Source organism: Luteolibacter rhizosphaerae (assembly GCF_025950095.1).
GTDB classification, from domain to species: domain Bacteria; phylum Verrucomicrobiota; class Verrucomicrobiia; order Verrucomicrobiales; family Akkermansiaceae; genus Haloferula; species Haloferula rhizosphaerae.
Map to the genome: position 1 here is coordinate 122,409 of NZ_JAPDDR010000003.1, position 12,234 is coordinate 134,642.

Annotated in this window: 5 protein-coding genes; 4 read left to right on the forward strand and 1 reads right to left on the reverse strand. The window is 63.9% G+C overall.

The genetic code is table 11. The features are described 5' to 3' along the window. Window positions 1-353: 353 nt before the first annotated feature. Window positions 354-2,036 (reverse strand): 2-isopropylmalate synthase, encoded by a 1,683-nt coding sequence (gene leuA, locus OJ996_RS06315; RefSeq protein WP_264512370.1) that lies wholly within the window; start codon window positions 2,034-2,036, stop codon window positions 354-356. Window positions 2,037-2,396: 360 nt separating this feature from the next. On the opposite strand from leuA, the gene OJ996_RS06320 reads away from it, so the two are divergent. The 4 genes from OJ996_RS06320 to OJ996_RS06335 all read left to right on the forward strand — a co-directional run bounded on the left by OJ996_RS06320 (window position 2,397) and on the right by OJ996_RS06335 (window position 12,212). Beyond that, window positions 2,397-6,029 carry a choice-of-anchor D domain-containing protein gene (locus OJ996_RS06320; protein ID WP_264512373.1) on the forward strand — a complete coding sequence of 1,211 codons (3,633 nt, stop codon included), beginning with the start codon at window positions 2,397-2,399 and terminating at the stop codon, window positions 6,027-6,029. Window positions 6,030-6,345: 316 nt separating this feature from the next. Beyond that, window positions 6,346-7,245, forward strand: coding sequence for a GAF domain-containing DNA-binding protein (locus OJ996_RS06325; protein ID WP_264512375.1), 900 nt, complete (start codon window positions 6,346-6,348; stop codon window positions 7,243-7,245). A gap of 288 nt (window positions 7,246-7,533) precedes the next feature. Then, a complete protein-coding gene (locus OJ996_RS06330) occupies window positions 7,534-10,593 on the forward strand; it encodes a PVC-type heme-binding CxxCH protein (RefSeq protein ID WP_264512377.1) in 3,060 nt (1,019 codons plus the stop codon). A 185-nt stretch (window positions 10,594-10,778) separates the two neighbouring features. After that, window positions 10,779-12,212, forward strand: coding sequence for a C39 family peptidase (locus OJ996_RS06335; RefSeq protein ID WP_264512379.1), 1,434 nt, complete (start codon window positions 10,779-10,781; stop codon window positions 12,210-12,212). Window positions 12,213-12,234 lie beyond the last annotated feature (22 nt).

Here is a 12,234-nt window from a genome sequence, read left to right on the forward strand (position 1 = left end):
ACTTTAGCTGTTCGGATTTTTGCGACTTGGAACCGTCCGGCTCTGAGAGACTGGTCGCACGGATTCCGACGGGTGCAAATGGTTTTTTCCCACCTGCTGACCAAGGGGGAAAGCGGCGATGCTCGCACGCAGTCCAAAGCGGCTGCACCGCCAAAAGGGGCGGACTTACTGCCAATGAGGGAAAAAGTGAGCCGGGCGATTTTTTCCGTGCCCACGCCGGTCTCTCTTCAAGAACCCGCGAATTATGGACTCGGAATCGTCCGGCTCTGGGATACCGGTCGCACGGATTTCGAGCCGTGCAACCGGTTTTTGAGATGGTTAGAGAAGAGCGCAAGATGCGCCCTCTCCTAGGTTTAGCGCAGGAGATTCCACGCGGTGACCAGGGCCTTGAGGCCGGCCATTTCGATCGAGGAATCGATGCCACAACCCCAAAGGATCCGGCCGTCATCGTGCTGGACCTGGACGTAGGCGGCGGCGCTGGCATCCGATCCGCCGCGCACGGCGTGCGAGCGGTAGTCGGTGACCTTGAAGTCCTTCATGCCGACACTCTCCATGGCATGGACGAAGGCATTGATCGGACCATTACCGAGGCCGTGGATCTTCTTCTCCTCGCCATAAAGTACGACAGTCGCCGTACATGCGACCTGGCCGCGTTCGACGGTGTGGTGGATCAGCTCGTAATCCTTCACCGAGAGTGGCAGCTCGACATTCGCGAACAGGCGGTGGAACGCGTCCCGGATCTCATCCGCGGTGAGCTCGCGGCCCAATTCATCGGCGAGGTCATAGATGCGCTTGCCGACCTGCGGGTGCATGGTCTTGGGCAGATCGAGGCCGTGCTCGCGATCGAGGATGTAGGCGATGCCGCCCTTACCCGACTGCGAGTTGATGCGGATGATGGCTTCGTAGGAACGGCCGATGTCTTGCGGGTCGATGGTGAGGTAAGGTACGCCCCAAGGAATATCGGGGTTCTCCTTCACTTCCTTCTCGCGGCGGTCGAGGCCCTTCTTGATCGCGTCCTGGTGAGAACCGGAGAAGGCGGTGAAGACCAGCTCGCCGGCATAGGGATGACGCTCGCCCACGGTCATGCGGGTGACCTTCTCGTAGACCTGCCGCAGCGAGGTCAGGTCGGAGAAATCCAGGCCGGTCTCGATGCCGTGGCCGTTCATGTTCAGCGCCACGTTCACGATATCCAGATTGCCGGTGCGCTCGCCATTGCCGAAGAGCGTGCCCTCGACACGATCCGCGCCGGCCATCAGGCCCAGCTCGGTGGCGGCGGTGCCGGTGCCGCGGTCATTGTGCGTGTGCAGCGAGACGATCACCGAGTCGCGGCGGTCCAGATGGCGGACCATCCACTCGATCATATCGGCGTGGATGTTCGGCGTGGTCCACTGGACGGTGTCCGGCAGGTTAATGATCATCTTCTTCTCCGGCGTGGGCTGCCAGACATTGATGACCGCGTTGCAGATCTCCGCGGCGAAATCCAACTCGGTGTCGGAGAAGGACTCCGGGGAATACTGGAGGATCACCTCGGTCTGCGGGATCGTCGGGGCCAGCTCTTTCACCAGCTTCGCGCCGTCGATGGCGAGCTGCTTGATATCATCGCGCGAGGCGTCGCTGAAGGTCACGCGGCGCTGCAGCGGCGAGGTGGAATTGTAGATGTGAACGATCGCCTTCTTCGCGCCAGCGATGGCTTCGAAGGAGCGGCGGATCAGGTGCTCGCGGGTCTGCACCAGGATCTGGATGGTCACATCCTCCGGGATGCGGTTCTCCTCGATCAGGCGGCGGCAGAAATTGAACTCCGTGTCTGCGGCGGACGGGAAACCGATCTCGATCTGCTTGAAGCCGACGCGGCAGAGCAGGTCGAAGAACTCCAGCTTCTCCTCCACGGACATCGGCTGCGGTAGTGCCTGATTGCCGTCGCGGAGGTCCACCGAGCACCAGATGGGTGCGGTGGTGATGGTCTGGTCCGGCCAAGTGCGGTCCGGCAGCTGCACCGGCGGGAAGGGCCGGTATTTTGAAATCGAGGCAGAGTTCACGGGTAGAAAAGTAGAGAAATCGGAAAAACGGCGTGACGCCGCGGAACATGCGGCAGTCGGTGAAACGACGGTAGGAAAAGAAAATGCTCAGCGGGTGGCCAGCCCTAGAAGGAGCGGCCGCAGCTCAAGAAGCCCGCGGAGATTCGTCGTCACGGCGCAAAGCTGGACCGCGGCAAGGGAGCTGTCGAGGGGAAAGCGTCCGCGGACCCGAGGGGCGGGAGTTCTCCAATTCTTCACACATGACAGATTGAGTCTCATGCTGCTCGGGATCTAAGCTCCCCTCCCCTGTGACCGGACGAGTTATCTTTTCCCCGTAAAAGGTTATTTACAGAAATCACAAAGTAACTACTGAGTGATTACGTGAAACCCTCCAACCCATCCCGGCGTGTCATCGTCCTTGCGACTCTCGCCCTTCCGAACTCCAGCCTGCTGGCGAACACGGCCCCTGTCCTGAGCACGCCGACGTCCCCGCTGGTGATCCAGACGACGAATGCCGCAGGGGCGGCGGTGAAGTTCCTGGCCAGCGCCGATGATGCCGAGGACGGCTGGGTGGAAACCTTGGCGACCCGGGGGGGAGTGACGGTAAAAAGCGGCGACTTCTTCCCGACCGGCGACACGGTGGTGGAGCTGCGCGCGAGCGACAGCGGCGGGCTGAGCAGCACCGCCAGCTTCACGGTGCAGGTGGTCCCGGGGCCGGATCTGAAGTTGATCAACCCATCCGGCGGGACCGAGGGGAAGAGCACCGAGGTGGTGGGCTGGGGTGATCCGCAGGTGGATAATTACAAGGTTCTGCAGATCCCGAACGGACTTCAGGACGTGAAGCAGATCGACGTGAGCCAGACCCACGGGCTGGCGCTGCGGGTGGATGGCAGCGTGGTGGCCTGGGGAGGGCCAACGTATCTCAACGTGCCGACCGATCTGCCGCCGGTGATCGACGTGGCGGCGGGGACCCACGGCTCGCTGGCGCTCACGGCGGAGGGCGAGATCCGGATCTGGAATGCGATTCCGAACGCGGTGCCGCCACCTCCGGTAGGAATCGGCCCGATAATCGATATCGCGGCGGGAGGCGGCCACTATCTGGCGCTGCGGGCGGACGGCACGGTGGTGAGCTGGGCGGAAAGTTCCGTGGGCAATGCCTTGGACGTACCGGCGGGCCTCAGCGGCGTGGTGGCCGTGGCGTGCGGGCTGGGCCACAGCTTGGCGTTGAAGGCGGATGGCACGGTGGTGGCATGGGGCTACAACACCTTGGGCGAAATCTCGGTGCCGGCGGGCCTGCGCGGGGTGAAGAAAATAGCGGCCGGTCTGAAGTACTCGCTCGCGCTACGCGAGGACGGCACGGTGGTTGGCTGGGGAAGCTTCCATCCTACGGTTCCCCAGCCCCTGCCCGGCGGCCTGAAGGGAATCAAGGAAATCGGGGCGGGGAGCACCTTCTTCACCACCTTGGATGCCGCGGGCGAGATCGAGTCCCATGGCCTATTCTTCCAAGAGGCACCGGAGGATCTGCGGCCGGTCTCCGCGCTGGACAATAGCGCGGGGCAATCCTTCGCGCTGGCCGAGCTGCCACTGCGCTGGGAATTCGGCGGCTGGGAGCAGGGCTTGTCCGACTCGGTATCCTACACGATCCGGAACGAGGGCCTAACCGATCTGAACATCAGCAGCCTGGCGATGACGGGCGGGCATACCAGCGACTTCAGCCTGACAACGGATGCGCCGGATCTGGTGCTGGCACCGGGAGAGAGCTTGAGTTTCACGCTCACCTTCACGCCGACAACGAACGGCCCGCGGAAGGCGACGGCCCGGATCACGAGCAACGACACCGAGCGCCCGGTGTGGGACATCGAGCTGATAGGGCGCGGGATCAACGGCACGCCGGTCGTGCAGGACGTGAGCGACCTGAGCACTCCGGAGGAAACGCCGATCCATATCACCCTGCCCGCGAGCGATCCGGAGGGCGACCCGCTCACCTACCGTTTCAGCAACATGAACCCGCCCGGAGCGGGCATCTTCTTCGGTGTCACGGCCAACAGCGTGGGCTTCGCGCCCCTGCGCGACTTCAACGGGGACGTGAGCTTCGACTATGTGGCGGACGACGGAGGAACGGAGAGCGAGCCAGCCCGGGTCTCGCTGACGGTGACACCGGTGAATGATCGGCCGGTGCTGCTGAACATGCCGCAAATGGTCCGCGCCTTCACCCGGGGACCTGCCCCGGTGGAGGTTCATTTCCTGCGACCGACGGCCAGCGATGCCGAGGACGGGGCGCTGACACCTGCCATCACCTTGGGCGGGCATGCGCTGCCCAATCCCTTCATTGCAGGACCGGGACTCTACAATGTAACGGTGCGAGTCCGCGATCGTGAGGACGTGGAAGTCATGGGCAGCTTCCAAATCCACGTGGTTTCAGCCGCCGGCCCGGCGCTCCAGATCGAGTCTCCGACCGGTACCGCCCTCTCCCGACCGGCGAACTTCCACGAGTGGAACCGGAGCGGCTTGCTGAACGGTGCTCCGTCCGATGTCCGGGGGGCGAAACAGATCGCCCTGGGGATGGAGCACGGCTTCGTGCTGCGGAATGACGGGATCCTGGTCGGGTGGGGCAACGGATCTTACCGGCAACTCGAGGTGCCGAGCGATCTCACCGACGTGGTGAAGGTCGCCTGCGGGGACTATCACACCGTAGCGATCAAGGCGAACGGAAGAGTGGTGCAATGGGGCAAGGGCGAGGCAGGGGGCCTCGGCGAGATTACGAACGCCATCGATGTGGCGGCGGGCTCGGACTTCACGGGCGTGCTCAAGGCGGACGGGACGGTGACCGCGAAAGGGGGCAACTTCTACACCAACTACGGACCGCAGCCAAACAGCAACATCAAGGCGATCTCCATCTGCGACACCTACGGCCTGGCGCTGCGGAACGACGGTACGGTGAGCGGCTGGGGCATCAACACCAAGGGAAGGCTGAACATTCCAAACGGACTGAACAACGTGACCGCGATCTCCGCGGGCCGCTACCATGCGATGGCCCTGAAAGCGGACGGGACGATTGTAAGCTGGGGCAGCGGCGAGGAAGGACAGCGGAGTAACTCCCCAAACACGGTGACGGCGATCGCCGCGGGTGGCTACCACAGTCTGGTGCTCCGCTGGCAGAACAACCCCTTCGCTTGGGGGACTTACAAACCGGGAGAATCGCGGATCCCTTACCCATCGAACAACGTGCCGCCCGAGGTCAAGACCGCCACCTTGATCGCGGCGGGGAACGGTCGCTCCGCCGCAGCGGTGCCTGTGCAGCCTTACGTGCTGGATCTGGGCAAGATACCGATCGGTGTGGAAACCAGCCGCCTGATCCATCTCAAGAACGCGGGCTCGGGCAACCTTGCCATCACCTCGGTGGCCAAGCGATTGGGCCCGAATTCTTTCTCTGGTATCCCCTTCCAAAGCACTACCACGCCCGGCGGGCAGTCCACGGCGGTCACGATCCGCGTCAAGCCGGCGGGCCCGGGCCATATCTCGGCGACCTACCGGGTCACCACGAGCGATGCTCTGGAAGGCCATGCCGATGTCCTGGTGATGGCGCAGGGGGTGACGCCATACGAGGCGTGGGCCAATGCCAAGGGGCTGGGCGGAGCGGCATCCGCCGACGCGATCCCCTACGGCGACGGGCTGGAGAACCTGATCAAGTTCGCCTTCAACATGAGCACGAGCGGGCCGGACACGAAGGTGCTGGTGGCGGGAACGGGGAGCTCCGGGCTGCCGCATGTTTCCCTGCAGGGCAGCGGGGACCACAGCTTCCTGCAGGTGGAATTCGTGCGGCGGAAGAACGGGGGAATCGACTACCTGCCGGAGCAGACCGACTCGCTGGCGGAAGGAGATTTCGAGCCAATGACCCAGCTCTACGAAACTTCCCCCATCGACGCTGACTGGGAACGAGTGATTTATCGGGAACCCGTCGATCCCGAAACGCAGCCGAAACGGTTCGCGCGGGTGCGGGTAAGATTTCCCTAAAGGCGGACCAAGCCGCGGTTCATGCGGGAGGCCGACGACCCTGGAAACGGGGCGGGTCTCCCGCATGGGCCGTTCTTTTCAATCCCCGGACCGGCCCAACGCATGGAGGGAGGGTGTCACGAGCAAGTGACCCTCCCTCCATGGTTTCGGCTAGGCGTGCACGCCAGACTCCGGGGCTAGAAATCTTGGGTGAGCGGGGGCGGGTGGAAGCTCCCGATCCGCCTCCCGTATTGGGTTGTGGATCGTGGCACTGCTTGTTAGGGCTTGTCCACCCAGTGACCGATTTCCGGCAATAGCGGTCGAGAATCTGCAATCCATGTCGAACACGCCCCTGTCCGGCAGCGCCGAAGGCTGCACGACCGCCCGCCTGTGGAGGGAGCTGGCGCTGCTGGCCGCCCGCCACGATGCGGCGACGGCGGTGGATGAGGGGCTGGCCCTGCTGGGGAGGCACCACGATGTGGACCGGGTCTGGGTGGTGCGCTACAACGAGGAGCTGACCCACCTGTGGAACACACACGAATGGTCACGCGACGAGGTGAGCTCGCATGTGGAGGACCTGCAAGGTGCCTCGGTGGACTTCATCCGCTGGCTGCACGGGCAACTGCTGGAGGGTAAGACGGTGGTGGTGAAGGATGTGGAGGCGCTGCCGCGGCAGGCGCGCGGGTTCCAAGCGGAGCTGCGGCGGCAGAAGATCCGCTCCAGCATCAACGTGCCGCTGGTGCAGGACGGCAAGCTGCGCGGAATCTACGGCTACGACATGGTGCGGAAGCTGGGGGAGTGGCCGGACGAGACGATCGCGCTGCTGAAGGAGGCGGCGCCCTACTTCACCGCGCTGCTGCACGGGACGCGGGAGGGCACGGCGGAGGAGCGCCCGGTGCATCCCTCGACCAAAACGATCCACATCCACAGCAGCGGTTCGGTGGTGGCGATGAACCGCGACGAGCTGATCCTGATCGAGGCGGATGGCGATTACACGCACCTGCACTTCAGCGGGCAGCGGAGCTTCACGGAGTTGAGGAGTTTGAAATCCTGGGAGAAGCTGCTGCCGGAGGAGGAGTTCCTGCGGATCAACCAGAAGAGCCTGATCCACCACGGGAGGATCCGGGAATTGGAGAAGTCGGGAGGTGAGTGGCTCCTGCATCTGAACGGATGGCCGCATGCCTTGCCGGTGGGGCGGACTTATCGGCCGCGGGTGAGGCAGCATTTGGGATTTTGAGAGACGGTTCGTGGTGCGGGCCCGAGGCAACCCCGTTGGGGTTGGGATATCGGAGGACATTGTCCCGGGGTAGGCACTCCTACGTCGTGCCAACCCCGGGCTGTAAGAGGGAACGGCGTTGCCGTTCTTTGAGAGGATTCGCCGCGATTCTCCGGGAGGGTTTGCTGCCGATCTTTGAGAAGATTCGATGCCGTTCTGGAGGCGAGTTGGTTGCCGCTCTTGGAAAGAGCGGAGCGCTGGCGAGAAAATCCTTCGGATTTGATAGGTGGAACACGTATGAGGGTTGCGATGCGTGTCCTCCGCTACCTTTTGCCTCTGCTCCTTCTCGGCATCATCGGCCTATTCGCCCAACAGGAAGCGCCCAGCCAGGAGGCGCGGAGGGTGGAGGTGCTATTCTTCGGCGATGACGGGCATCACCGGCCGCTGGATATGTACCGGATCTTCAAGGAGGTGAGCGGGAACCGGGGGATCAACCTGAGCTACGAGAAGCGCATGGAGGCGCTGACTCCCGAGAACCTGGCGAAGTACGACGTGCTGCTGGTCTTTGCGAATCATCAGGTGATCACGCCGGGTCAACTAGAGGCGGTGAAGGGATTCGTGGAAAAGGGCGGTGGCTTCATGCCGGTGCATTGCGGGTCGGCATGCTTCAAGAAAACGGACGGCTACATCGACTTGGTGGGCGGACAGATCGAGGGGCATGGCGACGGGACCTTCACGGCTCGGGTGGTGGAGCCGGAGCACGAGGCGATGAAGGATTACAAACCCTTCGAGACTTGGGACGAGACCTACCGGCATCACCGGCTGGCGAAGGACATCACGATCCTGCAGCGGAACGGGGAGGAGCCGTGGACCTGGGTGCGGACGCAGGGCAAGGGCCGGGTCTTTTACACGGCGCATGGTCACGATGAACGCTGCTGGAATCAGGAGGGCTTCCACGATCTGTTAGAGCGCGGGATCCGTTGGGCGGCGGGTGAGGAGGTGGAGATCCTGAAGCTGCCAGCGCTGGAGTACAAGGTGCCGATGCTGCCGAACCACTACGAGACGAAGATCCCGGTGCCGAAGGTGCAGCAGCCGCTGAGTCCGGAGGAATCGATGAAGCGGGCGCAGGTACCGGCGGGTTGCGAGCTCTCGCTCTTCGCGGCGGAACCGGAGATCGAACACCCGATCGCGATCGCGTGGGATCACCGCGACCGGCTGTGGGTGGTGGAGACGCTGGATTATCCGAACGGGATGACGACGGGCGAGCGCGGGAACGATCGTGTGAAGATCTGCGAGGACACGAATGGCGACGGGCGGGCGGACAAGTTCACGGTCTTCGCGGATCACTTGGCGCTGGCAACCTCCGTGGTGCACGCGAATGGCGGCGCGATCGTGTCCTCCGGTGGGAAGATGCTGTTCCTGAAAGACACGGACGGCGACGACAAGGCGGACGAACGGAAGGTGCTCTTCGAGGGCTTCAAGATGTACGACACGCACGCGGGGGTCTCGAACCTGCGCTATGGCTTCGACGGGTGGATCTACGGGACGGTGGGCTATGCGGGCTTCGATGGCGTGGTGGGAGGCAAGCCGGTGAAGTTCGACACGGGGGTGTTCCGCTTCCTACCGGATGGATCGCAGATCGAGTTCCTGGGGAAGACGACGAACAACACCTGGGGTCTGGGGTTCACGGAGCAATTCGATTTGCTGGGATCGACGGCGAACCGGCAGGCAAGCTGGCAGGTGATCGGGGATGGCGGGAACGTGCGGCGCTCCGATCGCGGCACGCGGGTGTATCCGACGACTCTGGACGTGCAGGGATCCGATGGCTGGGAGCCGCCGGTGGAACTGCTGGGTGACGGAAAGATCCGGGCGAAGGGGCGGCACTACACGGCCGCGGCGGGGCACGCGGTCTACACCGACCGGCGTTTCCCTTGGGATTGGCAGAACAAGGCAGCATTCGTGTGCGAGCCGACAGGGCACTTGGTCTCGATGACTCGTCTGCGAACGGAGAACGCGGACTTCATCGCGTCCTTCGAGGGGGAGAATCTGTATGCGAGCTCCGATGCGTGGTCGGCACCGGTGGCGGCGGAGCCGGGTCCGGACGGGGCGATGTGGATCGCGGATTGGTACAACATCATCGTGCAGCACAACCGGCCGGGCGCGCCTTTCGAACAGACGAAGGTGGAGCGCGGGGCGGGAGCGGCCTATATCACGCCGCTGCGGGAGAAGCCGATGGGGCGGATCTACCGTGTGACACCGAAACTGAGGGAGAATGTTTCTCCCGTGGAAAAAGATGCCGAGCCGAAGCTCGAACCGATCGACCCCGGTAATCCGGAGAGCCTGCTGGAAGCACTTTCGGATACCTCGCTGCTCAGGCGGCTTCACGCCCAGCGTTTGATCATGGAGCGCGGAGGAGAGGATTTGATCCCGGGCTTGGTCGAGCGGGGTAGAAACATTCACGCCCTGTATGCCCTGCGCCATCTGGGTTACTTCAAGAAGGAATCCGCGGAGCCGTTGACACTCCTGCGCGACATCCTGGATGCCTCCCCTTCCCCGGCTCTTCGCCGGGCGGTGCTGGAGGTCTGGCCGGAGGGCGCAGCGATTCCGGCGCTGAAGCCGCAGTTTGAATCGGACCCTTTCTACTATCGCGCGTGGTTGCTGCTCGCGGCGCGTTCGCCCGCGGACGAGACGCTTGGGCGGACCCTGCGCGACTGGCACCGCAACGAGCAGAAGCTGCGGCGTGGCGAGGTGCTGGACCGGTGCTTCGCGATGGCGGCGGCAAGGCATTCGACGGGCTTCCTGCTGGCCTCACTGGAGAATGCGCCGGATCCCTCCGTACTGAAGGAGCGGATTTATCCGGCGGCGATCAAGGCCTTCGCGGAAAACCGCTCGCCGCAGGTGATGGCAGCGATCGAGAAGAACAAGTCGCCGCTGGGCCAAGCGCTGAAGGAGGCGATCAAGGAGCACAAGGTGGAGAAGAAGCACACCCCGCCCGCCGAGCTGCTGGCGCGGGGCGAGGGCGTGTATGCGCGGACCTGCGCGGCCTGCCACCAGAGCAATGGCAGCGGGGTGGACGGGGCCTTCCCGCCGCTGGACGACAATGCGCGGGTGGCGGGGAGCCCGGAGGCGCTGGTGAAGATCGTGCTGCACGGGCTGGCCGGGCCGGTGGAGGTGCCGGGGAAGCTGGCGGTGAACTCGCTGATGCCGCCGGTGGTGGGCCTGAGCGATGCGGAGATCGCGGAGGTGCTGAGCTTCGTGAGGCATGCCTGGACGAACGACGCCGCGCCGGTATCCGCCGAGGAGGTGGGCAAGGTGCGGGCCGCGACCAAGGAGCGTCAGGCAGCGTGGACGGTGGGGGAGCTGAAGTAGGGACGATTGCAAGGAGAGCGATCCCCTGCCCTATTTCCGCGCCTGGAACCGGAGCCAATGAGCTTTCCCTAAAGATCAGACATCACGAATCGTTCCGGATGCACGCCGAAACAGTCAGACGGAAGCGAAACTCCGGGGCGCTTCCGGTGTTGATATCCGCCTGTAAATTCGTATCGCTAGCATCCATGAAGCCCCTGTTTGCCCTCATCCCTCTGGCACTCTGTATGAACTTGCACGCGGCCATCGGCGAATGGCGCGTGCTCAAAGACGGTGAGGGCGGCCAGATCCGTGCCCGCTTCGAAGGCCTGAAGGACGACCGCTACCTGCTGCGCCGCGAGGCGGACGGCAAATTGTTCGAGGTGGCTCCGGGGATGCTGATGGGCGAGGACCGCACGAGCTTCGACGCGCAGGCCAAGCAGCTTTCGGAAGAATTGGGCAAGCTGAGCAAGATGGCGGGCTACCCGCTTTTCTCTGGCACCCCCTTTGAGGTGCGGAAGGCGGACGAGATCGCATCGGCGCTGCGACTCGGCCTTGAATCGCGGACGAAGCACAGCGCGAGCTGGCGTGCCTACACCGGCGATTCCTACAAGCTTTTCGGCGCCCGGCCTTACTCGGTGGCGCTCTATGCCGCGGAAGACGGCAATGCCTCGGTGCTGTCCGCCGTGTATGCGAACAAGGGTGACTTCAAGAGCACCATGGGCCAGGGCGAGCAGCACTTCGAAGGGAAGAGCGAGGCCGACGAAGCCAGCTTGGCGAAGGCGATGGAAGCCGACGAGAAGGCGGTGCTGGCAAGCATCACCGAAGTCCTCGGCGAGCCGACGACGCAGCGCTTCGGTGATTCCCGCAAGACCCGCCGCAAGGTGATGCGCTGGGACTGGAACGGCCACTCGCTGATCCTCTCCAGCCAGGAGGGCGAGTACGTTTCCCTTTCCATCGTGCCGCTGGAGCTGGCCGATGCCGGTGGCAAGACCGCGAAGGTGAAGGACGGCGACATCCGCAAGCGCCTGGAGCAGGACGTGGTGAAGAAGCCGAACGGCGACGTGTATCTGGGCCAGGTGCCGATGGTGAACCAAGGGCCGAAGGGCTACTGCGTGCCCGCGACCTTCGAGCGCGCAATGCGCACGGCGGGAATCGAGGCGGACATGTATGTGCTCGCGATGATCGGCAAAAGCGGCATGGGCGGCGGCACGGTGGTGGAATTCCTGCTGGATGAAGTGCGCCAGATGGTCCGCAACAAGGGCCGCCGCACGAAGGACGAGCGCGTGAAGGAACTGCGCGTGCGCGACGTGAAGGGCTACATCGACAAGGGCATCCCGGTGATGTGGACGATGCGCTCGCTGAAGCAATACAACGAGACCGCCAACGGCAACACGGCCCGGCGCAACCGGGTGACGGATTGGGCGGCATGGGCCACCGAGATCGCCGAGAAGGCGGATCTGGTGACCAAGCAGGAATCCGAGAACGAGGCCTACCACATCTGCATGATCGTGGGCTACAACGAGGCGACGAACGAACTGGCCGTGTCCGATTCCTGGGGTGCGAGCTACGAGCGCCGCTGGGTGCCTGCTTCGGTGGCGAACTGGGCCAGCTCCGGCGGTCTATTCATGATCCTGCCCTGAGACGCGGGAGATTTCCTTGGTT

Coding starts and splice junctions, on each gene's coding strand:
- OJ996_RS06325 (WP_264512375.1), top strand. CDS start 6,346: ATGTCGAACACGCCCCTGTCCGGCAGCGCCGAAGGCTGCACGACCGCC.
- OJ996_RS06335 (WP_264512379.1), top strand. CDS start 10,779: ATGAAGCCCCTGTTTGCCCTCATCCCTCTGGCACTCTGTATGAACTTG.
- OJ996_RS06330 (WP_264512377.1), top strand. CDS start 7,534: ATGCGTGTCCTCCGCTACCTTTTGCCTCTGCTCCTTCTCGGCATCATC.